Here is a 22,675-nt window from a genome sequence, read left to right as displayed (position 1 = left end):
GCTCCCACCGCGCGCAAAACGAGGGGCCGACGGAGCAGCCCCGGAAGCCCTGCCCCGCCTTTGCCTGCCTGCGGTTACTTCAGCGGGAAACCCAGGCGCCGCAGGATGGCTGTCAGCTGTGAACGGCCCTTCAGCGCCGCCTCGTTTTCGATGCGCTTGGCAATGACGCTCGTCCAGCCACTCTGCGGCAGGTTCTGCCGGGACTGGAAGGCCGCCATCGCGGCATCATAGCGATCGAGATCCTCGCGCCTGACCTCTCCATACTGCTCGCGAAACAGCACCGCCGCCTGCGGCAGGCGCGGCTTGACCTCCGTCTCCACCCCGGGATCCGGATAGCCGACGGTCAATCCGAAGACCGCGACCGTTTCCGGCGGAAGCTTCAGTTCGCGGGCGACATCTTCCGGCTGGTTGCGCATGCCGCCGATGTAACAGGAACCAAGACCGAGCGAATCGATCGCCACGACGGCATTCTGCGCGGCCAGTGCGGCATCGATTGCACCGATCAGGAAGCTTTCATGGAAATCGAGCCCCTCCCCCGCATTGCCGTGCTGGCGCGCAATGGCCCTCAGCCGCGAGAGATCGACCAGCCAGACCAAAAGCAGCGGGGCCGCCACGATATGCGCATTGCCACCCGTAAAGCCGGCAAGCCGCGCCTTGCGCTGCGGGTCTTCGACCGCAACCACGCTCCATGCCTGCAGGTTGGAAGAGGTCGGCGCGGACTGTGCCGCCGCAACAATCAGTTCCACGGTTCCCGTTGGCAGGGGATCGGGCCGGTAATGGCGTGACGTGCGGTGGTTCAGCAGGACCTCCAGGGTCCCGTTCCAGTCGGGTGGCAGGACGGGCGCGGTGCCCCCGCCATAGCGGGCCTGCCACAGGCCCTCAGCCTCATGATCCTGCGCTGCGTTCTGACGAATGGCGGTCGATGTCATGAAATCTCCTTGCGTGAACAGGCTTCTTCCGAAGGGGCGGGCGCGGCAGGTTGGCTGCCCGCATCCGTGGCCGCGACTAGAACCTGCCCTTTGCGGGATGCCGAGCAATTTCATCCCAATCCCGCCATTGCGTTTGAAAGACCATTTCGGCCCCTTGGGTGCAAGCGGCGTATCGCGACATTTTTTCGTGACGTGAACGGCCCGTCTTTTGAGGATGGTTGCGTCCGCAACCGGCCGGCAGCTGGATGGCTGACTTTGTTTACGGGCATATTCGAGAAATTCATTCTCGGAGACAGGATTTTTTGTCGCCTCCGAAAGAAATCCATTCTTCTGATTTTCGACAGGGCTGATGATGCTTCCGGGGTTCGGATTGATCTTCGCTCCCACAGGAGACTGCCCCCAATGTCGTTCACGAGACGCGCCTTCCACAGACTGCTGCTGGCCGCCACGGCCGGAACCTCCCTCTCCCTGCCGCTCGCGCCCTCGGCACTTGCCGAAACGAAACAGCCTGTTGCCGGCGGAACGCTGAAGCTGCTCTACCGTGTTGATCCGGGCAATGCGCTGTTTGCCATCAACACCTCGTCAGGCACCGGCCAGGCAATCGGTCCCAAGGTGGTGGAGGGCCTGCTGACCTTCGACTTCGACCTGAAGCCGCAGCCTCTTCTGGCTACGGCCTGGTCGGTTTCCGAAGACAACCTCAGATACACATTCAAGCTTCGGCCGGGCGTGAAATGGCATGACGGAGCGGATTTCACGTCGCAGGATGTGGCGTTCTCGATTTTCCGGCTGAAGGAAGCGCATCCACGCGGCCGCATCACCTACCAGAATGTCGTGGCCGTGGAGACGCCCGACCCGCTGACGGCCATTATCGTGCTGTCCAAGCCGGCCCCCTTCCTGCTGGCCGCCCAGTCCAGTTCGGAATCGCCGATCGTGCCGAAGCATATCTTCGAGAAGCTGGCGCCGGGCGATGGCCAGACGCTCAAGACGGCGATCGGCACCGGTCCGTTCAAGCTTGCCGAATGGGTGCCGGGCAGCCATCTGATCTTCGAACGCAACCCGGCTTACTGGGACAAGGGCAAGCCCTATCTCGACCGCATCGTGCTGCGCATCGTGACCGACCCTGCCGCCCGCGCCGTGGCGCTGGAAACCGGCGAAGCCGATATCGGCGACAACCCCGTGCCTCTCGCGGACCTCGAGCGTCTGAAGCAGAGCAAGAACCTCGTCGTTGACACCACGACCTATGCCTATGCCGGCCCGCAGCAACAGCTGTTCTTCAACTACGACACCGAGATCCTGCGAAACAGGGAGGTGCGCCTGGCGATCGCCAAGGCGATCAACCTGCAGGAAATCGTCAATGTCGCCCTGTTCGGTTACGGGCAGGTGTCACCGAGCCCGGTCAGCACGGCGCTGCCCAACTGGTACGATGCCAGCGTGACCGCCCATCCTTTCGACCCCAAGGCCGCCGAGGCCATCCTCGACAAGGCCGGTTTCCCGCGCAAGGCGGATGGCAAGCGCTTCCAGCTGCGGCTGACCTACAATTCCTATCTCGTGCCGGGCTTTGCCGACGTGATCCGCAGCCAGCTGGAAAAGATCGGCATCGGCATCGAGATCCGCAAGTATGATCTGCCGACCTTCCTGAAGACCGTCTACACCGACCGCGCCTTCGATCTCGTCGTTGAATCGCTGTCCAATACCTTCGACCCGACGCTCGGCATCCAGCGCGCCTACTGGAGCAAGAACTTCAAGATCGGCCTGCCCTTCTCGAACGCCGCCCATTACGACAACCCGCAGGCTGATGCGCTGCTGGAAGCAGCCGCCATCGAATCGGATCCGCGCAAGCGCTGGGAGCTGTGGAGCCGCTTCCAGCATCTCATCCATGACGATGTCGCCTCGGTCGATCTCGTCGCGGCGGGCAGCCAGATCGTGGCCAACAAGCGGGTGAGGAATTTCGTGACCGGCGCCCAGGGCCTCAACTGGAGCTTTGCCGATATCTGGCTGGAACCGGGCGTGTGAAGGAGATCAACATGACACACCAGATCGACAGGAAGACCTTCATCGACTGGCTGGCGGATGGCCGGGAGCTGGCAGTTCTCGACATTCGTCCGGCAGACGAGGTGGGCTATGCCTCGCCGCTGTTTGCCACCAATCTGCCCGCCGACCGGCTGTTTGCCGACATCGATCGCTTCATCCCCCGGCGCGCTGTGCGCACAGTGCTGGTGGATGACGGCAAGGGCGCGGCCCTGGCCGCGGCGCAGGCGCTGGCTGGCCTCGGCTGGAGCGACATTCACGCCCTCGAGGGCGGCATCGGCGCCTGGACCGAACCGGCCGGCAAGCCGCTGCCGACCTTCGACATACCGGGGGTGCCCTTCGTACAGGCGGTGCGCGCGGAGAAAGGCACGCCGGTCGTGTTCGCCGCCGAGCTTCAGGCCTGGCGCGATGCGGGCGAGGATGTGGTGGTGATCGATACGCGCACCTTGCCCGAATATGAAAAGGGCCATGTCCCCGGCGCTGTCGCGGTGCCGGGCGCCGAGCTTCTGCTGCGGTTCCGGGATATCGTTCAGGATCCGGGCACCAAGGTCGTCGTGTCCTGCGCAGGTCTGCCGCGCGCCATTCTCGGCGCGCAGACGCTGATTGATGCCGGCGTGGAAAATCTCGTTGCCTATCTGGATGAGGGTACGCGCGGCTGGACTGAGGCCGGCTTGCCGCTGGAGAGCGGCCTCACCGCCACCTACCGGACGCCGAGCGACGAGGCGCTGCGCTTTGCCGAAACGCACCTGTCGACGCTTTCGAGGGAGGACCGCCTGACCTTCATCGATCTCGACACGGCCCGGGCCTGGGCTGCCGATCCGCAGCGGACCACCTATCTTCTGGACGTCCGCACGCCGGAGGAATTTGCGGCGGCCCATCTGCCCGGCACCCTGTCCTCGGAGGGCGGACAGTTGCTCGGCGTTGCCTATCGGACCCTGTCGGTTCGGGGCGCCCGGGTGGTTCTGGTGGATGATCTTCTGGGCGCGCGCGCCCGGATCGTTGCGCACTGGCTTGCGCGGCGCGGCTTCGAGATCGCGATCCTTCTGCATGACATCGTTTCCGTGAACCGGGCGGCGGCTTGAAGCAGCCGGCGCCTGTGAGACCGGACCCGGACAGCGGCATGGTCATGGGCGGCATGCCGCTTCCGGGTCCGGCACGAGGAAGAATTTCTTCTCCCGCCTGCAAGAATTCATGACCTGCGGCCCTTCAGCCGCGTGGCTAGGGTGAACATGATCCGGAGGATGGACAGACATGACTGAGATCGCGCAAGTGTGGGGCGCTGCGCCCAGCACGCGTTTCGACGAAATCGCGAGGAAATACCGGCCGATCTTTGCCGAAATCCGCCAGGGCACCGTCGCCAGGGACCTGGAGCGACATCTTCCATCCGTCGAATATGACCAGCTTCGTGCAGCCGGCTTTTCGCGACTTCGCCTGCCGCAGAGCCTCGGCGGCGACGGGCTGACACTGCCCGAACTGTTCGGACTGCTGATCGAGCTGGCGGAAGCCGATCCCAATCTCACCAATGCCTATCGCAGCCATTTCGGCTTTACGGAAGACCTTCTCAATGCGCCGGAAAGCGCGTGGCGCAATCACTGGTTCTCGCTGCTTGCCCGGGGGCAGACGATCGGAAGCGGCTTTTCGGAAATCGGCAATGCTCCGCTTGGCAGCTATTCGACGCAACTGATACGCGACGGCGATCACTGGCTGCTCAACGGCCAGAAGTTCTACACCACCGGCTCCCTTTATGCCGACTGGATCACGCTCGGCGCGGTGGATGGTGACGGTCAGCCGATCGGCGCGCTTGTGCCCACGCGTGCGCCGGGCGTGGATATTCTGGATGACTGGGACGGGTTTGGCCAGGCGCTCACCGCCAGCGGCACCGCGCACTTCACGGATGTGCGGATCACCGACGATCTGATCAAGCCGAGCGCGCTGCGCTTCAGCTATGCCGGCGGCTTCTTCCAACTCGTTCATCTCGCGTCTCTGGCCGGTATCGGGCGGGCTGCGGCGGGCGATCTCTCCCGGCATGTGGCAGAGCGGCGGCGTGTCTACGCCCGCAGCAATGCTGCCGTGCCGGGAGACGATCCGCAGATCCTGCAGGTCGTCGGACGGGTTCGCAGCGCCGCCTATGCCGCCGGCGCCATCGTGCTGAAGGCCGCCGAAGCCTTGCAGCGTGCCCATGAGGCAAACAAGGGCACGGATAGCCTTGCCATCGGACAGGCCAATCGCGACGCGGATCTGGAGGTCAGCCAGTCCGTGACGGTGGTCTCGACGCTGATCCTTGAGGCGACAACGCTGCTCTTCGATGCGCTCGGAGCCTCGGCGGCGCGCAGGATCCACGGCCTTGACCGGCACTGGCGCAATGCCCGGACCATCACCTCGCACAATCCGCGCATCTACCACGATCGTGTCGTGGGAGATTTCGCGGTCAATGGCCATGCGCCCCCTCAGCAGGGGGGCGTCGGCATTCATCCTGGAAGAGAAATATCGAAGGCATGACTGACACCAAGCGACGGCTGAACCTCAATGTCGGCATCAACACCACCGGCTATCTCCCGCATGCCTGGAAATACAGGACCGGAAGCAGGCACGATATCAACGACCCCGACTACTACCGGCGGCTGACGGAACTCGCACACCGGGGACGCTTCGATGCGGTGTTCTTTTCCGACCATCCGGCACTCCTGACCGATCCGCTGAGCCGCCCCTTTCACACCCTCGACCCGCTGATCCTGTGCAGCGCACTGGCGGCCCAGGTGCCTGACATCGGCTTTGTCGCAACGATCACCTCGACCTACAATTCGCCGTATAATCTGGCGCGACGCGTCCAGTCGCTGGATATCGTTTCGGGTGGCCGCCTGATCGTCAACGTGGTCTCCTCGTTCAATCCGAATGTGGCGGCCAACTTCGGCAATGCGCCCTTGCCGCCGCGCAGCGAACGCTACCCGCGCGCCATCGAGTTTCTGGATGTCGCCAAGAAGCTCTGGAACAGCTGGGACCCGGACCGGGAGGGCGAGGTTCCGCCGGACCGTTTCTGGGATGCGTCGAGCGCGCACACCATCGATCACGACGGCACGTTCTTTCATGTCCGCGGGCCTCTCAACGTGCCGAGGAGTCCGCAGGGTCACCCGGTGATTGCCCAGGCCGGCGCATCCGAAGGCGGGATCGAACTCGCCGCACGTCATGGCGAGATCATCTACTGCAACATCCTGTCGCGTCCGGCCGGGCAGGCCTTTGGCAGGAAGGTGAAGGACAAGGCCATCGAGATCGGTCGCGATCCCGCCGGCATCCGGATCGTGCCGGGCCTTGTCGTCATTCTCGGGGAAAGCCGGGAGGAAGCCCTGCGCAAGCACGAACTGTTCAGTGGCGCAGGCTCCGAAGACGGATTGCTGGCCCGGTTCATCCGGGAAAACGGCCTCGATCCCGATCGCTTCGATCCCGATGCGGTGCTGGAGGCCGAGCGCTTCGTGCCCGACCAGAACCGGCAATGGGCCGTCGGCATGGGCCTCGGCCTGTCCGAACTGCTGACCTATGAGCGGTTGACCGCGCGCCAGGTGATCCGCCGCTCGGAGGGACATCACCGGCTGTTGCTCGGGACGCCGGAAGAGGTCGCGGACGAGATCATCGACCTCTGGGAGGATGCAACGGTGGACGGCTATACCTTGCAGCCGCCGCGCGCGCCGGACGACATCGCCGAATTCGTCGACAAGGTCGTGCCGATCCTGCAGGATCGCGGGGTCTATCCACGCGACTATGAGGGCCGCACGATCCGTGATCGCTATCGCCTTCCCCACCCGGCCTGACGCCCGCACCGGATCGAACCAGGTCCGGCTTGACGGCGGGCGGGTCCGCGTGACGACGGGTCCGCGTGCCGTTCCGGCAGATCCGCCTCTTGTCGGAGGGCGCGATCGCCTCGATATCAGGGGGACCGCTCCCCTCACTCTTGCCCGTCACGCGAGACACGTCCATGCCGAAGTCGCTTCATCTCACCGCCTTCATGCGTCCCGTCAGTCTGCACACCGGGGCATGGCGCTATCCGGGCGCCTACCCGGACGCCAATTTCAACTTTCGCCATCTGGCGTCCTTCGCACAGGCGCTGGAGCGGGCGAAGTTCGATGCCTTCTTCATGGCGGACCATCTGGCGGTGCTCAACATGCCGGTGGACGCGCTCAAGCGCAGCCACACCGTCACCTCCTTCGAACCCTTCACCCTGCTGTCGGCGCTTGCCGCCGTAACGGACAGGATCGGCCTTGCCGCAACCGCATCCACCACCTTCGACGAGCCCTATCATGTCGCGCGCCGCTTCGCGTCGCTCGATCACATCAGCGGCGGCCGCGCAGCCTGGAACATCGTCACCACCTCCAACCCCGATGCCGCACGCAATTTCGGGCTCTCCGACCATGTCGAGCACGGCGAGCGCTACAGGCGGGCCCGGGAATTCTTCGATGTCGTCACCGGGCTCTGGGACAGCTTTGCCGACGATGCCTTCATCCGCGATCCGCAGAGCGGCATCTTCTTCGATCCGGAAAGGCTGCATGTGCTCGATCACAAGGGTCCGGCCTTCAGCGTGCGCGGACCGCTCAACATTGCCCGCCCCGTCCAGGGCTGGCCGGTGATCGTGCAGGCGGGACAATCGGAACCCGGCAAGCAGCTGGCGGCGGAAACGGCAGAAGTGGTGTTTGCCGCGCCGCGGGAGCTTGGCACCGCCAAGGCGCTCTATGCCGACATCAAGGGGCGCATGCCTGCCCTTGGCCGCAATCCCGCGCATCTGAAGATCCTGCCTGCGGCCATGATCGTGGTCGGGGATAGCGTGGAGGAGGCAAGGGCCAAACGTGCCCGGCTGGACAGCCTCGTCCATTACGACAGCGCCATCGCCTCGCTGTCCATCGCGCTCGGCCATGATGCCTCCGGCTTTGATCCGGATGGCCCGCTGCCCGCCATTCCCGACACCAATGCGAGCAAGAGCGGCCGGGCGGAAGTTCTGCGCCTGGCGGAGCAGGAAAAGCTGACGGTTCGGCAGCTGGCGCAACGGTATGGCGGCTATGCCGGGCTTGCGTTCGTCGGAACACCCGCATCCATCGCCGACGCCATGGAGACCTGGCTGCAGGAAGAGGCCGCAGACGGCTTCACCTGCGTCTTCCCCTATCTGCCGCAGGGGCTTGATGACGTGACGGAACGGCTGGTGCCGGAATTGCAGCGGCGCGGCCTGTTCCGCACGGACTACGAGGGCGCAACGCTGCGCGAGCATCTCGGCCTGCCGCGCCCGTCCAACCGCTTCTTCGGCTGAGCCTCCTGCGGCTCCTGAGGTCAGCACAGGAGCGGGCGTTCGCGCCCCTCCGTTGAGAGAAGGCGCCCCGGCGCCGGCCGTCATGCCGGTGACATAGTTCACGCGTCTGCACGAAAATAGAATATAATTCCTATAGAAAATATTATCCACTGTTACTGTTGACGCATCGACGGCGGTTCGGGGCGCCTGCCCTGACAGCGCCGTGTTGGCCCTGGCCGTACCAGCATCCGCTTGTCGGCCACTCCCGCGCAACAGAGGACAGGTCGATGAGCGCCACGGCACATCTCGCCATTCAGAACGTCACGCGCCAGTTCATGGTGAATTCCCGCATCATCACGGCCTTGCAGGATGTCAGCCTTTCCGTTGCGGCCGGCGAATTCGTGACCATCGTCGGCGCAAGCGGCTGCGGCAAGTCCACCCTGCTGCGGCTCGGGGCGGGTCTCGACACCGGCCATCAGGGCGAGATCCGCCATCGCGGCGAGCCGGTGCGCGGCGCGAGCCTCGAGCGCGGCATCGTCTTCCAGGAGCCGCGCCTGTTTCCCTGGCTGACGGTCGAGCGGAACGTGGCGCTCGGGCTGGAAAATGCGGCCGTCAGCAAGGCGGACAAGAAACGGCTGGTGGACGAACATCTGGAACTGGTGGGCCTGACGGGCTTTGCGAAAGCCTATCCCCATCAGCTTTCCGGCGGCATGGCGCAACGCGCCGGGATTGCGCGCGGGCTGGTCAACCGTCCCGACGTCCTCTTCCTTGACGAGCCCTTCGGTGCCCTGGATGCGATCACCAAGGCGCATCTCCAGGGTGAACTGCAATCGATCTGGTCACGCGAGAAGATCACGATGATCCTCGTGACGCATGATGTGGACGAGGCCGTCTTCCTGGGCGACCGCGTGGTGGTGATGTCGCCGCGTCCGGGCCGCATCCGCGAGATCGTGCCGGTCGACCTGCCCCGACCGCGCGATCGGACGTCGGCCGCCTTTGCCACGGTGCGCGCGCATGTGCTGCAAAGCCTGAACGGGACGACCTCTGCCCGCGATCCGCGCCCGACCCCGGCGGATGCAACGCCGGTGCTGCCACGCCCCGCACCGGCCATCGCCGTCGCCCGCTGATCCGTTCCCGACAACCCTGGAGCCTATCCATGATCTTGACATCCTTCCTGCGCGCCACAGCCGGCGCGGCCTTCGCCCTTGCGCTTTCCTGGCAGCCGACGCTGGCCGCCGAACCTCTGGTCATCCATGTCGGCTATGCCGCAATCGGGGTCGACAATCGCCCCTTTGCCGAAGGCACCTCTGCCGCCACCGCGCGGGCCGGAGAGTTCCTGGAAAAGGAATTTGCCAACGATCCGGACGTCAAGATCGAGTGGACCTTCTTCAAGGGCGCAGGCCCGGCCGTCAACGAAGGCTTTGCCAACGACCAGCTGGACTTTGCCTATCAGGGTGACCTTCCCTCGCTGATCGGCCGCGCCACAGGGCTGAAGACGAAGTACCTGCTGGCGAGCGGCGCCCGCAAGCCCTCCTATCTCGCTGTCGCCAAGGAGTCCGGCATCCGGAAGATCGAGGATCTGAAGGGCCGCAAGGTGGCATTGCAGCGCGGCACCAACAGCCATCTGGCGGCCATCAAGATTCTGGAAGCGCATGGGCTGAAGGAACGCGACGTTCAGGTGGTCAATCTCGACAGCGCCGCCACCGTGGCGGCCCTGACCAGCAAGGACATCGATGCCGCCTTTGGCGATACGCAGCTGATCAATCTCGCGGCCAAGGGTTCGGCGGACATCATCTATACCACCAAGGGCGACGACCCGCGCTTTGGCCGCAATGCCGGCATCATTGCCCGCGAGGCCTTCATCACCGCCCATCCGCAGATCACCCAGCGTGTGGTCGATGCCTTCGTGAAGGCCGCGCAATGGTCGTCGGATGAAACAAACCGCGCCGCGCAGTTCGAGCTCTGGGGCAAGTCCGGCACGCCGATTCCGATCCTGGAAGAGTATTTCAGCAAGGATACGCTCGCCTATCGCAATTCGCCGCTGATCGATGACCTGCTGGTCTCGCAGTACAAGGAGCAGGCCGTGAAGAGCAAGGAATTCGGCCTCATCCGCCGCGACGTCGATCTCAACGGCTGGTTCGAGCCGAAATATCTCGACAATGCGCTGGAGCGGCTGAAGCTGAAGAGCTTCTGGCAACCCTATGGTGCCGACGGCAAGCCGACGGCCTCGTGATCGCCTTCCCTGCCTCCACGATCACGCAAAAGGACCAGGCGATGGCCGTTCTGACAGTCACCGAGGTGCATGCGGCGGGAGGTGCCCCTCGCGTGTGGCGCAAGCGCACCATGCGTGGGCTGACCGCCCTGCTGCTTCCGGCCGCTCTGCTTCTCCTGTGGTGGACCGCGTCCGATCGTGGCTGGCTTGCCGAGCAGATCCTGCCGCATCCGGTCTACGTCTTCGAGGCGCTGCGCGACATGCTGGCCAGCGGCGATCTCGTCTACCATGTCGGTGTCAGCCTGCGGCGCGTGCTGATCGGCTTTGCCATCGGCGCGTGCCTCGGTCTCGCGCTCGGCATCGCCATGGGCCTTTCGGAACGCGTCGAAGACTATGTGAAGCCGCTGTTTCTCGCCTTTGCCCAGATCCCGACGCTTGGCTGGATTCCGCTGCTGATGCTTCTCGTCGGCATTGGCGAGACGCTGAAGATCATCGTCATCACCAAGGGCGCGCTGGTGCCGATGACGCTGAACACATTCGCCGGCATCCGCAATGTCTCGCCGCGCTATCTGGAGGTGGCGGACGCGCTGCGGTTCACGCGCTGGCAGCGGCTCAGGCTCGTCATCCTGCCCGCTGCCATCCCCTTTGTCTTCACCGGCATTCGCTATGGGCTCACCCATGCCTGGACCTCGCTCGTGGGGGTCGAGCTGCTCGCCTCCTCAGAGGGGCTCGGCTATCTGCTGGTCTGGGGTCGGCAGATGTTCTGGCTGGATACGGTGATCATCGCGATGCTCGCCATCGGCGTCGTCGGCTTCATCATGGATGGCGGGCTCAACCGAACCGAGCGGCTGATCCAGCGCTGGAAGCGGAGCGAGATCTGACCATGAGCGGCACGACATCCACCGCACTGCGCATTCGCCGGGGCATCACGCTTCCGCTGCTTCTGCTGGTCGTCTGGGAATTCTCCAGCCGAACCGGCCTTGTCGACCCGCGTTTCCTGCCACCGCTGGAAAGCGTGATCGCGACCGCGCGCCGCGAGCTTTTCGGCAACGACCTGATCTTCGATCTCCTGTCGAGCCTTGCCCGCAATCTCTGCGGGTTTCTGCTCGGCGCAGCGGTCGGCATTGCCTTTGCCACCGTGCTTGCCCTGTCGCCACTCGCCGGACGGCTGGTCATGCCGACCTTCAACGGCTTCAAGCAGATCTCGCTGCTTGCCTGGATTCCGCTGATCTCCGTCTGGTTCGGTTTCGGAGAGCAGGCCAAGATCGTCTTCGTGGCGCTCGCCTGCTTCATTCCCGTGGTGCTGAACACCTATGACGGCATGCGCGACGCGCCGGCAGACCTGATCGAGGTCGGACGCGCGCTGCAGTTCAATGCCCGCCAGCGGTTCTGGCGCATCTATCTGCCGTCCGCCATGCCGGCAATCGCCACCGGTATCCATCTCGGCCTCATCTATTCCTGGCTGGCGACAGTCGGCGCGGAATATTTCCTGGCGGTGGGTCCCGGAATCGGTGGCCTGGTGATCGCCGGTCGAGAGCGTTTCGACATGGCCATGGTGATGGTCGGTGTCATCATCCTCGGCCTTGTCGGCTTCTCGCTCAACCGGCTGGCCGCAACGGTCGAAAACCACCTGCTGCGCTGGCGTCCGCCGCGCGCGGCCTGAGGCGAGCCCTCGCCCTTTCTCTCAAGACCTGAGGTATCCCGATGAGCAGCAAGACCGAATTTCTCTGGTATATCCCCAACGATGTGAAGGCCGGTCATCGCGGCGACGTGGCGGGCGAGGACCATAACAGCCTGGACACGCTGACGTCTCATGCGACGGCGCTGGAAGACAATGGCTGGACGGGCGCCCTGATCGGCACGGGCTGGGGGCGGCCGGATACCTTTACCGTCGCAACCGCGCTTGCCGCCCGGACACGGCGCTTCCAGCCGCTGATTGCCATACGCCCCGGCTACTGGAAGCCCGCCAATTTCGCCTCGGCGGCTGCCACGCTCGATCATCTGAGCGGCCAGCGCATCCGCATCAACATCGTCTCCGGCAAGGACGACCTTGCCGCCTATGGCGACAGCGAGGGCGATTCCACGCATCGCTATGCACGCACCAGGGAGTTCATGCGGCTGGTCCGGCAGTTGTGGACCGAGGACCATGTCAGCTTCGACGGCGAACACTTCCGGGTGACCAACTCCACGGTCCAGCCCCGGATAAAGTCCAGGCCCGATCGTCCGCATCCCAAACTCTATTTCGGCGGCGCCTCCGACGCGGCGGAGCGGGTATCGGCGACGGAAGCGGATGTGCAGCTGTTCTGGGGAGAACCTCTCGACGGCATCGAGGAGCGGATCGCGCGGCTGAAGGCGCTCAGCGCCAGCCTGGACCGTGATCTGCCGCCGCTGGAATTCGGCCTGCGCATCACCACGCTTGTGCGCGACACGACGGAGGAAGCCTGGCGGGATGCCGAGGCGAAGGTCGCAGACATGGCCCGCAACAGCGGAGCCGGATGGCATGACCACAAGCGGGAGGTCGCTGTCGGCCAGCAACGCCTTTTCAACCTGCAGGCAAAGGGCGACGTGCTGGACGACAATCTCTATACCGCCCCCGGAAAGTTCGGCGGCGGCGGCGCAGGCACCACATGGCTGGTAGGATCGGCCGAGGATGTCGCAAGATCCCTGAACAGATATCGCGCGCTCGGGATTACCCATTTCGTGCTGTCCGACACCCCCTATCTCTCCGAAATCAGAAGACAGGGCAGCCAATTGCTTCCCTTGCTGGTCGATGCGCCACGGCCGGGACGCCTTGCAGCCGGCTGAGCAAGCGCCCCGCGGGCTCTGATTGGCGGCGACAGGCGCAGGTCAGGCGCAGGGGCGACCGTTCGAAGCAACCGGCAACAGGTCCAGGGCATTTCCGGTGAAAACCGGATCACCTGACATGTTCTATCTCTTTGTCTTCACGCAGTCCGGACGCAAAACCGCTGAGGTACTTTCGGCTCGGACGGGCTCTAGATTGATGTTCCATCACGGCCTGCGGCAGCAGCCTGTCCCGCCGTTCTGCCCAGCGCGATTGCAGTGAGCAGGCCATTGCCGGACAGATAGCCGGATGCCCGGTTGCCGGAAACACCGCAGGCCGCCCCGCCGACGGCGTAGAGGTTCGGCAGCACGCTGCCATCCGGACGCAGGACGCGGGCGCGCGTGTCGATCACCAGTCCGCCCTGCGTATGGAACAATGCGCCGGTAACCCGCACGGCACAGTATGGCGCCGCCAGAGGCTGCGAACTGGCAAAGTCGCGACCGAAGGGATCAGCAGTCTCTCCACGCCTGCATGTCTCGACCTGCTCGAACGTCTGAAGCAGCACCTCCTCCGATACGGCCAGGCGGGCCGCCAGATCCGCCAGAGTTTGCGCGGTCACGATCGCCCCCATCGCCTCGGCACGGCGATAATCTTCAAACTGGCGCGTGACCGCCGCGATGCGCCTGTCGAAAATGCTCCACGCGAGGCCCTCCGGCTGCTTCAGCACTTCGGCGGCCTGTTCCGAATAACCTTGCGCTTCGTTGGAGAAGCGCCGGCCTTCAATGTTCACCTGGAAGCCGCCCTCGGTGATGGTGGCCCAGGAAATCAGAATGCCGGCCGGATGGGCCACGGACCCATGGCCCTGATGACCATTCAGATGCCGGGTCGCCGCACCAAGCGCCTCGCCCCACAAAAGCGCGTCCCCCTGATTGCCCGCATGGCCAAAGTAGGTCGCCTCTGAAAGCGACGGTATATGGGTCGCCACAAGTGCCCGATTACCGCCGTAACCGTTGCAGGCAAGGATCAGTCGATCACAGCCGATCTCCTCCACGCTTGCGTCGGGTCGCACGAAGGCCAGACCAAGCACCCTTTCGGCATCATCGGCGAAGAGCGTCGTGACATGGGCATCGCAGACGACCGGAATGTCGCAGGCTTCAGCGGCCGCGCGCAGTGCGTCGATCAGTTCCTCGCCGGAGCGGGAGGCAAGGCCGTGCATGCGACGCGAGGAATGGCCGGGATAGCTGAAATCCTCGATCACCGAAAAGTTCAGGCCGTGGCGATCAGCCAGCCATTCGAGGGTGGGTCCGGCAAGGCGGGTCACGTGATCAACGATCAGCGCGTCGGGCTCGCCATGCGCCTTGCGGAAGATATCGCCCGCGAACAGTTCCGGTGTATCGAAAATGCCGGCTGCACCCTGCCAGCGTGTCCCAGCCGCCGGAATGAGGCCAGCCGACAAGGCCGTGGAACCACGCGGCAGCGGATCGCGCTCGAGGACGAGAACCTCCTCGCCCGCCTCATGGGCGGACAGAGCCGCCACAAGGCCCGCCGCTCCTGCCCCGATGACAACGAGCGGCATACGGTAATCAAAGGACTTTTCCGCAACACGAACACAGCGAGACACGATTGGCTCCACTCCCCTCGCAAGACAGCTATCTGCCATTTTGAAGAAACAATAAGCTGTATTATTTTTAAAACAACATTTGATTTCCACGCCTGCCCATGCCTAAATTCCGGCACCGAGAGAGGAAGACGGGAATGAGCACCAGAGCCGAGGCGGGTCCGAGGACCCTGTTCGACAAGGTTTTCGATCAGCATGTCGTGACCGCGCGCGAAGACGGGCAATGTCTTCTCTTCATCGACAGGCACCTGCTGCACGAGGGCTCGTTCCACGCCTTCGACAAGTTGAAAGCCCGTGGTGCGCGCATTGCCCGGTCCGATCTCACCTTCGGCATCGAGGATCACTACGTGCCCACCCGGACGCGGGATCTCGGCGTAATCGACCCCGCAATCGCAAACATGATCCGCCAGTTGCGCGACAACACAGCGGCGCATGGCCTTCGCCTTTTCGGCCTGACGGATCCGGCCCAGGGAATCGTGCATGTTGTCGGGCCCGAACAGGGACTGACGCTGCCGGGACTGACCATCGTGTGCGGCGACAGCCACACCGCAACCCACGGCGCCTTCGGAGCGATCGCCTTCGGCATCGGGGCATCCGAGGTCGCGCATGTGCTGATGACCCAGACACTCTGGCAGAAGAAGCCGAAACGCATGCGCATTCGGGTGGAGGGCGGACTGGCCCCCGGCGTATTCGCCAAGGACATGGCCCTGTCGATCATCGCAACCATCGGCGCCGACGGGGCGGCCGGCCATGCCATCGAATATGCGGGCAGCGCCGTCCGCGCCTTGTCGATGGAAGGCCGTCTGACCCTGTGCAACCTTTCCATCGAAGCCGGTGGCCGTTGCGGCATGATCGCTCCGGACGACACCACCGTCACATACATCAAGGATCGACCCTACGCGCCGGCCGGCGACGACTTTCGACGCGGTGTCGAAGACTGGATGGCACTGGCGAGCGATCCGGACGCCGCCTTCGACCGCGAGGTCGTGCTCGATGCACACGAGATTGCCCCGATCGTCACCTGGGGGATCAGCCCGGAGGATGCCGCCCCGATCACCGCCAATGCACCGGACCCTGACCGGATGAGCGATACGGCCCGCGCGGCCCATGTGCGCGAAGCCCTCGACTATATGGGGATTCGCCCTGGCCAGCCGCTCACCGATATCGCCGTCGACCGCGTGTTCATCGGATCCTGCACCAATAGCCGCATCGAGGATCTGCGCGCTGCAGCCGCCGTTCTGGCCGGACGGCGCGCGCGCGTGCCCGGCCTCGTCTCGCCGGGCTCCGCGGTCGTCAAGCGACAGGCGGAAGAGGAAGGACTGCACCGCATCTTCACGGAGGCCGGTCTCGAATGGGTCGATGCGGGGTGCTCCATGTGTGTCGGCATGAATGGCGATCTGGTGCCGCCCGGCGAGCGGTGCGCCTCCACCACCAACCGGAACTTCCGGGGACGCCAGGGACCGGGAAGCCGCACACATCTGATGTCACCGGCCATGGCGGCCGCCGCTGCCGTGACCGGGCACCTGACCGACATGCGCCCGCTGCTTGCGGGTCGCACCACCGGCCTGACGGGAGAAAACTGAGTGGACGCCTTCAAAAGTCTCGAAGCGATTGCCTGTCCTCTGCCGCTTTCCGGGATCGACACCGACCAGCTGATCCCCGCACGCTTCATGAAGCGGTCCCGCGCCGATGGTTATGGCGACTACCTGCTTCACGACCTGCGTTTTGACGACCTCGGCCAGCCGCGGCCGGACTGTCCACTCAACGCGCCGCGCTGGCAGGGCGCCCGCATTCTGGTAACGCGGCGCAATTTCGGCAGCGGTTCCTCGCGGGAGGCCGCTGTCTATGCGCTGGTGGATTACGGGTTTGCCTGCGTCATTGCGCCATCCTTCGGCGATATCTTCGCCAGCAACGCCATCAACAACGGCCTGCTGCCGGCCACCGTGTCCGAGGAGGATTGCGAGGCGCTGCTGGCAGGACTTGAAGATGGTGACTGTATCGCCCGTGTCGATCTCGAAGCCTGCGAGATCCGCGCGGCAAACCTCGTCATTCCCTTCCGCATCGATCCCGTCTGGCGCACGAAACTGCTGAACGGCTGGGACGATATCGACCTGACGCTGAGCCATGCGGCGGCGATCGAAGCCTTTCAGGCGAAGGATTCCATCGACCGTCCCTGGCTCGTGCCTCGCCTGCGGAAGTCGTGACACCGGACATCTCGAAAATCGATTGACAAGACAAAAATCTGTATCTTTTATAGGACAGATAATTGTCTTCCAGGAAAGACAGGAAATGGCCAGACCCGCCGCAACAGCAGAGCCGATGAAGGCTCACCGGCTTTATCTTCTGCTGCGGGAACAGATCCTGAGCGGTGAGGTTCCGGATTCGGCGAAGCTTCCGAGCGAACCGCAGCTGGCGCAGGAGCATCGCGTCTCCCGCGTGACCGTCCGTCGCGCGCTCGACAAGCTGGCAAGCGACGGCATGATCGAGCGGCGTCCGGGATCGGGCACCTTCGTCAGCGGAGGGCAGACCCGCCTGCCCGTCGTGGCCGACCTTGCCAATGCGCTGACGCATCTGGTGGAAATGGGCCGCAAGACGGGCGTGCGGCTGATTGCGTTCTCCTATGTCAACGCCACCCCGGCGCTGGCCGAGGAGTTGAAACTGGAGCCCGGCGAGCGGTTGCAGCGATCCATTCGCGTGCGCCTGATCGACGGCCAGCCCTTCTCATATCTCGTGACCCATGTTCCGGAACGCATCGGCATTTCCTATTCGGAGGCTGATCTTGCCTCGACGCCTCTGCTTGAGCTGCTGGAACGGTCCGGCCTCGTGGCCGACAAGGCCCAGCAGATCATCGGCGCGACGCTGGCAAGCCCCGATGTCGCTGCAGCACTCGATGTCGAGATCGGCGCCGCCCTGCTCTCCATGACGCGCGTGGTCTACGAAGCGTCGGGTCGCGGTATCGAGCACCTGCAGGCGCTCTACCGCCCCGACCGCTATTCCTTCCACATGGAACTTGCCCGCACCGGTGATCGCGGCGCACGGCGCTGGATGGCCGCCGACAGCCACGGCCTGACCGAGGCAAACGAAAACAACAAGAAGAAGAATGTCCGCGAGAAGCGGCCGCCCCTCAAGAGGAGAACAACACATGAAACTGGTAGAGACCCATCTGAACCGTAGGACCATCCTCAAGGGCGGCGCCGCGGCCCTTGCAACACTGTCTGCTCCAGCCGTTCTGCGGGCAGCCGAACCGGCCCCGATCAAGGTCGGCATCCTTCAGCCGGTCACCGGCGCGCTCGCCCAGGACGGCGAGTATGGCCGCCTCGGTGCGGAGCTTGCGATCGAGGACATCAACAAGGCCGGCGGCATCAAGTCACTCGGCGGTGCAAAGCTGCAGATGGTGTTCGGCGATGCCCGCTCCAATCCGGAAGCCGGCACGCAGGAAGTCGAGCGGATGCAGGAAGAGGGCGTCGTGGCCGTCGTCGGTGGCTTCGCAAGCCCCATCTGCCTTGCCGCCTCGCAGGCCGCTTCCCGCTACGACCTTCCCTACCTCGTGGATGTCGGCGTGTCCGACCAGATCACGGGACGCGGACTGAAGAATACCTTCCGCTTTGCGCCCGGCTTCTCCATCTGTACCGCAGCGGCAATCCAGAACCTCGTTCGCATCAACGAGGCTGCCGGCAAACCGGCAAAGACGGTGGCGCTGGTGCATGAGGATGGCCTGTTCGGCTCCGGACTGGCAAAGCTGATGGCAACCGAACTGCCGAAATACGGTTTCGAGATCCTGGAACAGATCGCCGTGCCGACCCCCTCGCGCGATCTCTCCAACGTGGTGCTGCGTCTGCGCAGCCTCAACCCGGACCTGATCATCCCCAGCACCTATTACGGCGAAACGGTGCTGCTGGCCCGCACGATGCAGCAGCAGCGCGTGCGTCCGAAGGCGGTCTATGCCGTCCTCAACGGAGCCGCCTCAAACCGCCGCTTCGTCGCCGAATTCCCGGAGGCCGCCGAAGGCGTGATGGACTGCAATCACTGGTACGATCCGCGCAACGAACGGTCGAAGGCCGTCCAGGCGCGCGTCGAGGCCGCCGGCAAGCCGTACAACTACAACATTCCGCTCAACTATTCCTCCGTTGGCCTGCTGGCGGATGCGCTGGAACGGGCGGGCGCTGCCGAGCGCGGCAAGGTCATCGAGGCGCTCAACACCTCGACCTTCAAGGAACACCTGATGCCCTATGGCGAGACGAAGTTCGTCAACGGCCAGAACATGGGGGCCGCCCCTGTGTCGACACAGGTCCAGAAGGGCGCGATCCGGGTGGTCTATCCGGGCGACTTTGCCGACGCCAAGCCGATGTTCCCGGCCAACGGCTGAGGGTGCCGATCCGCAGCAGATCCCGCTTCGGCGGGGTCTGCCCACCTGCAATCGAATGCCTGCGGACTGGCCCATGTATTCCCCCACCATCCTTATCGAGGCGATGATCAACGGCTTGCTGACCGGTGCGATCTACGCGCTCATCGCTCTCGGTCTGACGCTCGTCTACGGCGTGCTGCACATCATCAACTTTGCCCATGGAGCAATCCTCGCCAGCGCCATGTTCGCCGTCTGGGGCCTGAATGTGCTGGCCGGCGTCGATCCCTACCTGGCGATTCTCCTTCTCGCCCCGGTCTTCTTCTGTCTCGGCTATGGCGTCCAGCGGCTGGTCATCGGTCCGGCCGCCAAGGGCGATGATGGCAATATCCTGCTGATCACGCTTGGCTTGTCGATCTTCATCGAAAATGCGCTGCTGGCGGGCTTTGGTTCGGACACGCGCTCAATCAGTTCGGATTTCTCGTTTGCGGTGGTTGAAGCCGGGCCCTTCCTGATTTCGTCCCCCCGCCTTGTCGGCTTTGCCGGTTCATTGATCGTCACGGCCATTCTGTGGTTCATCATGAGCCGGACGGATGCGGGCAAGGCGATCCGCGCCGTGGCGCGTGAAAAACTCGGCGCGAGCCTGATGGGCATCGATGTCGGCCATGTCTATGCGGTCACCTTCGGTCTCGGCTGCGCGGCCCTGGCGGTCGCCGCCGGGCTCCTGATGCCGACCTTCTACGTCAACCCGCGCGTCGGCGGCGCCTTCGTCAACATCGCCTTCACGATCGTCGTCCTCGGCGGCATGGGATCGATTCCTGGCGCCATGATCGGTGGCCTCCTGATCGGCCTCGTGGAAAGCCTGAGCGGTTTGCTGCTCGGCGAAAGCCTGGGCCAGATCGGTATCTTCATCATTTTCATCCTGGTCCTGCTCCTGAAGCCGACCGGCCTGTTCGGAGCAAAGGCATGAGGTTCAGCGGTTATATCCCCATCCTTGTCGTGACGGCGGCGCTCGCGGTCGTCCCGCTCGTCTTTTCGTCCAACAGCCTCTTCAACTTCATGGTGATGTCGCTGATCATCACGCTTGCAGCGCAGGGGTGGAACATCCTTGGCGGCGTGGCCGGGCAGACATCCTTCGGCCATGCACTCTTTTTCGGCGTCGGCTGCTACACGGCGGCGATGCTGCAGTTCCATTTCGGCGTGAACGCGTGGCTGGCCTTCCTCCTGGCTGTGGCGGCGGGTGCGGCGGCCGGCTTCATCCTCGGGTTCCTGAGCTTCCGGGCCGGCTTGCGGGGCTCCTATTTCGCGCTGATCACGCTCGCCTTTGCCGAGCTGATGCGCATCCTCGCCAATGCATCCGATTGGACAGGGGGAGCAGCCGGCCTGCTGCTGAAGCTCAATCCCGGGTTTTCCAACATGCAGTTCGAAAGCCGTGCCTCCTTCCTGTGGCTGGCGCTCGCCTTCGTCTTCATCGGGCTCGTCATCAGCCGCGCCATTGCCGGCTCCCGCTTTGGTGCCCAGCTGGTCGCCGTGCGGGAAAACGAGGATGCCGCCCGCGCCCTTGGCGTGGATGTGCTCTCCGTCAAGCTGAAGGCGATCAGCCTGTCTGGCGCAATCACCGCCGCCGCCGGCGTCCTCTATGTGCAGAACTTCCTGTACATCGATGCCAATATCGGCTTCGGCGTGTGGATTTCGATCGAAGCCCTGCTCGCACCGCTGGTCGGCGGACGCGGACTGGTGCTCGGCCCCCTCATCGGCACCTTCACGTTGCACGGACTGGGTGAACTGACCAAAAGCTTTGCCGGGCGCATTCCAGGGATCGACCTGATGGTGTTTGCGGTGGTCCTGATCGGCGTCGTCGCCTTCGCCTCAGGCGGAGTTCTGGGTCTGCTGCGCCGGTTTGCGCCACGGCTTGCCCGGAGGATTGCCGTATGATGCTGCGCACCGAAACCATCATCATGCGCTTCGGCGGGCTGACTGCCGTGAACCAGGCCTCGCTCGGCGTGCGCGAAGGATCGATCACCGGCCTGATCGGCCCGAACGGGGCCGGCAAGACTACCCTTTTCGCGGTGATCGCCGGTTTCCTCCAGCCAACCGGTGGACGGGTTCTCTGGCAGGGCAGGGATATCACCGGCCTGAAGCCGCACCAGCGGGCGCAGATGGGCATTGCCCGCACCTTCCAGATCGTCCAGCCCTTCCAGGGACTGAACGTGCTGGAGAACATCACGGTCGGCAGCTATCTCCGTCATCGGCAGACCGACGAAGCCGTCGCGAAAGCCCGGGCCGTCGCCGAACGGGTGGGTCTTGGCGCGGAACTGGAGCAGCAGGCCTCAAGCCTGACCGTTGCCGGCCGCAAACGCCTCGAACTTGCGCGTGCCCTGGCCACCGAGCCGAAGCTGCTGCTGCTCGATGAGGTGCTGGCCGGCCTGAACCCGTCTGAAATCCGCGACATCATTCCCGTCATCCGGGCGATCCGCGACGATGGCGTGACCATCTTCATGATCGAACATGTGATGCAGGCGGTGATGAACCTGTGCGAGGAGGTCTATGTGCTGGCGCAGGGCCAGATGATTGCAGAGGGAACGCCGGCTTCGGTCTGCAACGATCCGGCCGTCATCGAAGCCTATCTCGGCAAGGGCGCCGCGGCCCGCATCGCCAGCACCGGAGGCGCCCATGCTTGAGGTGAGAGATCTCCGCACCGGCTATGGCGGCGTGGAAGTGCTGCGCGGGATCGATCTTTCCGTCGCCCACGGCGAGATCGTTGCCGTCCTGGGGGCCAACGGTGTTGGCAAGACGACGCTCAACAAGGCGCTCTCCGGCCTGCTCCCGCTTGCCTCCGGCTCGATCACCTTCGATGGCAGAGCGCTTGGCGGCTCGCCGATCGCAGCGGTCGAGGCCGGGCTCATCCATGTCCCGGAAGGCCGCAAGATCTTCCCGAACATGAGCGTTCAGGAAAACCTGGAACTGGGCAGTTACCGCCGCGGACGGGCCGGACGCGCCCGCAACCTGGAGCGGGTCTACGACACCTTCCCGAAGCTCAGGCAGCGCATGACGCAGATGGCCGGCACGCTCTCCGGCGGTGAACAGCAGATGCTGGCGATCGGTCGCGGCATGATGGCCGAGCCGAAGCTTCTGATCCTCGACGAACCCTCGCTTGGCCTTTCGCCGCTGCTGGTCGAGGAAATGTTCGATCTGGTGAAGCGGCTGAATGCGGACGGGCTGCCGATCATGCTGGTCGAGCAGAACGTGGTCCAGTCGCTGGAGATCGCCCATCGCGGCTACATCATCGAAAACGGGCTCGTCACCATGTCCGGCTCCGCCGCCGAGATCGCGGCCGATCCGGACCTCAAGCGCGCCTATCTCGGGCTTTAGGGGAAGATCGATGACGATGCGAGCTTACCCCTCTCGGCTCCGGCCATCCCATTGCTCCGCAAGCCCTGCGCGAGGCGACAGGCGCCGGATGCCCCCATCGACTGCCGCCGCGACCACCGCGGCCGC

At 64.4% G+C, this 22,675-nt stretch carries 20 protein-coding genes; 18 read left to right on the top strand and 2 right to left on the bottom strand.

The features are described 5' to 3' along the window. Nucleotides 1–74: 74 nt before the first annotated feature. Nucleotides 75–929, bottom strand: a complete 855-nt coding sequence (locus tag FNA46_RS17915) for an NADPH-dependent oxidoreductase (RefSeq protein WP_143126574.1) — start codon at nucleotides 927–929, stop codon at nucleotides 75–77. 402 nt (nucleotides 930–1,331) lie between these two features. Between FNA46_RS17915 and FNA46_RS17910 the strand changes: the two genes are divergently transcribed. From FNA46_RS17910 to FNA46_RS17865, 10 genes are all read left to right on the top strand, one after another. Continuing rightward, nucleotides 1,332–2,942 (top strand): ABC transporter substrate-binding protein, encoded by a 1,611-nt coding sequence (locus tag FNA46_RS17910; protein ID WP_143126573.1) that lies wholly within the window; start codon nucleotides 1,332–1,334, stop codon nucleotides 2,940–2,942. Nucleotides 2,943–2,953: 11 nt separating this feature from the next. Further along, on the top strand, nucleotides 2,954–4,039 hold the full coding sequence (locus FNA46_RS17905; protein ID WP_143126572.1) for a rhodanese-like domain-containing protein: 1,086 nt from the start codon (nucleotides 2,954–2,956) through the stop codon (nucleotides 4,037–4,039). 169 nt (nucleotides 4,040–4,208) lie between these two features. Beyond that, the gene (locus tag FNA46_RS17900) at nucleotides 4,209–5,456 is read left to right on the top strand and encodes an acyl-CoA dehydrogenase family protein (protein ID WP_143126571.1); all 1,248 of its coding nucleotides are present in this window, start codon (nucleotides 4,209–4,211) and stop codon (nucleotides 5,454–5,456) included. Further along, complete coding sequence (locus tag FNA46_RS17895) at nucleotides 5,453–6,760, top strand: NtaA/DmoA family FMN-dependent monooxygenase (protein ID WP_143126570.1); 1,308 nt, start codon at nucleotides 5,453–5,455, stop codon at nucleotides 6,758–6,760. The genes FNA46_RS17900 and FNA46_RS17895 overlap by 4 nt, the downstream gene beginning before the upstream one ends. A gap of 164 nt (nucleotides 6,761–6,924) precedes the next feature. Beyond that, nucleotides 6,925–8,244 carry an LLM class flavin-dependent oxidoreductase gene (locus tag FNA46_RS17890; RefSeq protein ID WP_143126569.1) on the top strand — a complete coding sequence of 440 codons (1,320 nt, stop codon included), beginning with the start codon at nucleotides 6,925–6,927 and terminating at the stop codon, nucleotides 8,242–8,244. A 266-nt stretch (nucleotides 8,245–8,510) separates the two neighbouring features. Next, nucleotides 8,511–9,350 carry an ABC transporter ATP-binding protein gene (locus tag FNA46_RS17885; protein ID WP_143126568.1) on the top strand — a complete coding sequence of 280 codons (840 nt, stop codon included), beginning with the start codon at nucleotides 8,511–8,513 and terminating at the stop codon, nucleotides 9,348–9,350. Between the two features lie 29 nt (nucleotides 9,351–9,379). Next, nucleotides 9,380–10,456: an ABC transporter substrate-binding protein gene (locus FNA46_RS17880; protein ID WP_143126567.1), complete on the top strand. Its 1,077-nt coding sequence runs from the start codon at nucleotides 9,380–9,382 to the stop codon at nucleotides 10,454–10,456. A 41-nt stretch (nucleotides 10,457–10,497) separates the two neighbouring features. Beyond that, on the top strand, nucleotides 10,498–11,316 hold the full coding sequence (locus FNA46_RS17875) for an ABC transporter permease (protein ID WP_143126566.1): 819 nt from the start codon (nucleotides 10,498–10,500) through the stop codon (nucleotides 11,314–11,316). 2 nt (nucleotides 11,317–11,318) lie between these two features. Next, nucleotides 11,319–12,098: an ABC transporter permease gene (locus FNA46_RS17870; RefSeq protein ID WP_143126565.1), complete on the top strand. Its 780-nt coding sequence runs from the start codon at nucleotides 11,319–11,321 to the stop codon at nucleotides 12,096–12,098. A 41-nt stretch (nucleotides 12,099–12,139) separates the two neighbouring features. Further along, nucleotides 12,140–13,240 (top strand): LLM class flavin-dependent oxidoreductase, encoded by a 1,101-nt coding sequence (locus FNA46_RS17865; RefSeq protein ID WP_143126564.1) that lies wholly within the window; start codon nucleotides 12,140–12,142, stop codon nucleotides 13,238–13,240. Nucleotides 13,241–13,428: 188 nt separating this feature from the next. Here FNA46_RS17865 and FNA46_RS17860 read toward each other — a convergent pair whose 3' ends face one another. Then, nucleotides 13,429–14,793, bottom strand: a complete 1,365-nt coding sequence (locus tag FNA46_RS17860) for an FAD-dependent oxidoreductase (protein WP_143126587.1) — start codon at nucleotides 14,791–14,793, stop codon at nucleotides 13,429–13,431. 179 nt (nucleotides 14,794–14,972) lie between these two features. Here FNA46_RS17860 and leuC point away from each other — a divergent pair, with 179 nt between their 5' ends. The 8 genes from leuC (at nucleotide 14,973) to FNA46_RS17820 (ending at nucleotide 22,549) form a co-directional block, all read left to right on the top strand. Beyond that, nucleotides 14,973–16,418, top strand: a complete 1,446-nt coding sequence (leuC, locus tag FNA46_RS17855) for a 3-isopropylmalate dehydratase large subunit (protein WP_143126563.1) — start codon at nucleotides 14,973–14,975, stop codon at nucleotides 16,416–16,418. Next, nucleotides 16,419–17,039 (top strand): 3-isopropylmalate dehydratase small subunit, encoded by a 621-nt coding sequence (gene leuD, locus FNA46_RS17850; protein WP_143126562.1) that lies wholly within the window; start codon nucleotides 16,419–16,421, stop codon nucleotides 17,037–17,039. Nucleotides 17,040–17,124: 85 nt separating this feature from the next. Continuing rightward, entirely contained in the window at nucleotides 17,125–18,009 is an 885-nt protein-coding gene (locus FNA46_RS17845; RefSeq protein ID WP_143126561.1) for a GntR family transcriptional regulator, read from the top strand. Continuing rightward, a complete protein-coding gene (locus FNA46_RS17840) occupies nucleotides 17,978–19,201 on the top strand; it encodes an ABC transporter substrate-binding protein (RefSeq protein WP_143126560.1) in 1,224 nt (407 codons plus the stop codon). Before FNA46_RS17845 ends, FNA46_RS17840 begins: the two co-directional genes overlap by 32 nt. Nucleotides 19,202–19,274: 73 nt before the next feature. Next, nucleotides 19,275–20,147, top strand: coding sequence for a branched-chain amino acid ABC transporter permease (locus tag FNA46_RS17835; protein ID WP_143126559.1), 873 nt, complete (start codon nucleotides 19,275–19,277; stop codon nucleotides 20,145–20,147). Beyond that, the gene (locus FNA46_RS17830; protein ID WP_143126558.1) at nucleotides 20,144–21,112 is read left to right on the top strand and encodes a branched-chain amino acid ABC transporter permease; all 969 of its coding nucleotides are present in this window, start codon (nucleotides 20,144–20,146) and stop codon (nucleotides 21,110–21,112) included. Before FNA46_RS17835 ends, FNA46_RS17830 begins: the two co-directional genes overlap by 4 nt. Then, entirely contained in the window at nucleotides 21,112–21,858 is a 747-nt protein-coding gene (locus tag FNA46_RS17825; RefSeq protein WP_143126586.1) for an ABC transporter ATP-binding protein, read from the top strand. The genes FNA46_RS17830 and FNA46_RS17825 overlap by 1 nt, the downstream gene beginning before the upstream one ends. Further along, nucleotides 21,851–22,549, top strand: coding sequence for an ABC transporter ATP-binding protein (locus tag FNA46_RS17820; RefSeq protein ID WP_143126557.1), 699 nt, complete (start codon nucleotides 21,851–21,853; stop codon nucleotides 22,547–22,549). Before FNA46_RS17825 ends, FNA46_RS17820 begins: the two co-directional genes overlap by 8 nt. Nucleotides 22,550–22,675: the final 126 nt, after the last annotated feature.

The organism is Affinirhizobium straminoryzae (genome assembly GCF_007004135.1).
Taxonomy (GTDB): Bacteria; Pseudomonadota; Alphaproteobacteria; order Rhizobiales; family Rhizobiaceae; genus Neorhizobium; species Neorhizobium straminoryzae.
The sequence above is the reverse complement of the archived record's forward strand: the minus strand, read 5'-3'. Positions and strand labels throughout refer to the sequence as shown.

What these genes read in the sequence shown, in the direction of transcription:
- FNA46_RS17915 (WP_143126574.1), bottom strand. Translation starts at nt 929, where the DNA reads ATGACATCGACCGCCATTCGTCAGAACGCAGCGCAGGATCATGAGGCT.
- FNA46_RS17910 (WP_143126573.1), top strand. Translation starts at nt 1,332, where the DNA reads ATGTCGTTCACGAGACGCGCCTTCCACAGACTGCTGCTGGCCGCCACG.
- FNA46_RS17905 (WP_143126572.1), top strand. Translation starts at nt 2,954, where the DNA reads ATGACACACCAGATCGACAGGAAGACCTTCATCGACTGGCTGGCGGAT.
- FNA46_RS17900 (WP_143126571.1), top strand. Translation starts at nt 4,209, where the DNA reads ATGACTGAGATCGCGCAAGTGTGGGGCGCTGCGCCCAGCACGCGTTTC.
- FNA46_RS17895 (WP_143126570.1), top strand. Translation starts at nt 5,453, where the DNA reads ATGACTGACACCAAGCGACGGCTGAACCTCAATGTCGGCATCAACACC.
- FNA46_RS17890 (WP_143126569.1), top strand. Translation starts at nt 6,925, where the DNA reads ATGCCGAAGTCGCTTCATCTCACCGCCTTCATGCGTCCCGTCAGTCTG.
- FNA46_RS17885 (WP_143126568.1), top strand. Translation starts at nt 8,511, where the DNA reads ATGAGCGCCACGGCACATCTCGCCATTCAGAACGTCACGCGCCAGTTC.
- FNA46_RS17880 (WP_143126567.1), top strand. Translation starts at nt 9,380, where the DNA reads ATGATCTTGACATCCTTCCTGCGCGCCACAGCCGGCGCGGCCTTCGCC.
- FNA46_RS17875 (WP_143126566.1), top strand. Translation starts at nt 10,498, where the DNA reads ATGGCCGTTCTGACAGTCACCGAGGTGCATGCGGCGGGAGGTGCCCCT.
- FNA46_RS17870 (WP_143126565.1), top strand. Translation starts at nt 11,319, where the DNA reads ATGAGCGGCACGACATCCACCGCACTGCGCATTCGCCGGGGCATCACG.
- FNA46_RS17865 (WP_143126564.1), top strand. Translation starts at nt 12,140, where the DNA reads ATGAGCAGCAAGACCGAATTTCTCTGGTATATCCCCAACGATGTGAAG.
- FNA46_RS17860 (WP_143126587.1), bottom strand. Translation starts at nt 14,793, where the DNA reads ATGCCGCTCGTTGTCATCGGGGCAGGAGCGGCGGGCCTTGTGGCGGCT.
- leuC (WP_143126563.1), top strand. Translation starts at nt 14,973, where the DNA reads ATGAGCACCAGAGCCGAGGCGGGTCCGAGGACCCTGTTCGACAAGGTT.
- FNA46_RS17845 (WP_143126561.1), top strand. Translation starts at nt 17,125, where the DNA reads ATGGCCAGACCCGCCGCAACAGCAGAGCCGATGAAGGCTCACCGGCTT.
- FNA46_RS17840 (WP_143126560.1), top strand. Translation starts at nt 17,978, where the DNA reads ATGAAACTGGTAGAGACCCATCTGAACCGTAGGACCATCCTCAAGGGC.
- FNA46_RS17835 (WP_143126559.1), top strand. Translation starts at nt 19,275, where the DNA reads ATGTATTCCCCCACCATCCTTATCGAGGCGATGATCAACGGCTTGCTG.
- FNA46_RS17830 (WP_143126558.1), top strand. Translation starts at nt 20,144, where the DNA reads ATGAGGTTCAGCGGTTATATCCCCATCCTTGTCGTGACGGCGGCGCTC.
- FNA46_RS17825 (WP_143126586.1), top strand. Translation starts at nt 21,112, where the DNA reads ATGCTGCGCACCGAAACCATCATCATGCGCTTCGGCGGGCTGACTGCC.
- FNA46_RS17820 (WP_143126557.1), top strand. Translation starts at nt 21,851, where the DNA reads ATGCTTGAGGTGAGAGATCTCCGCACCGGCTATGGCGGCGTGGAAGTG.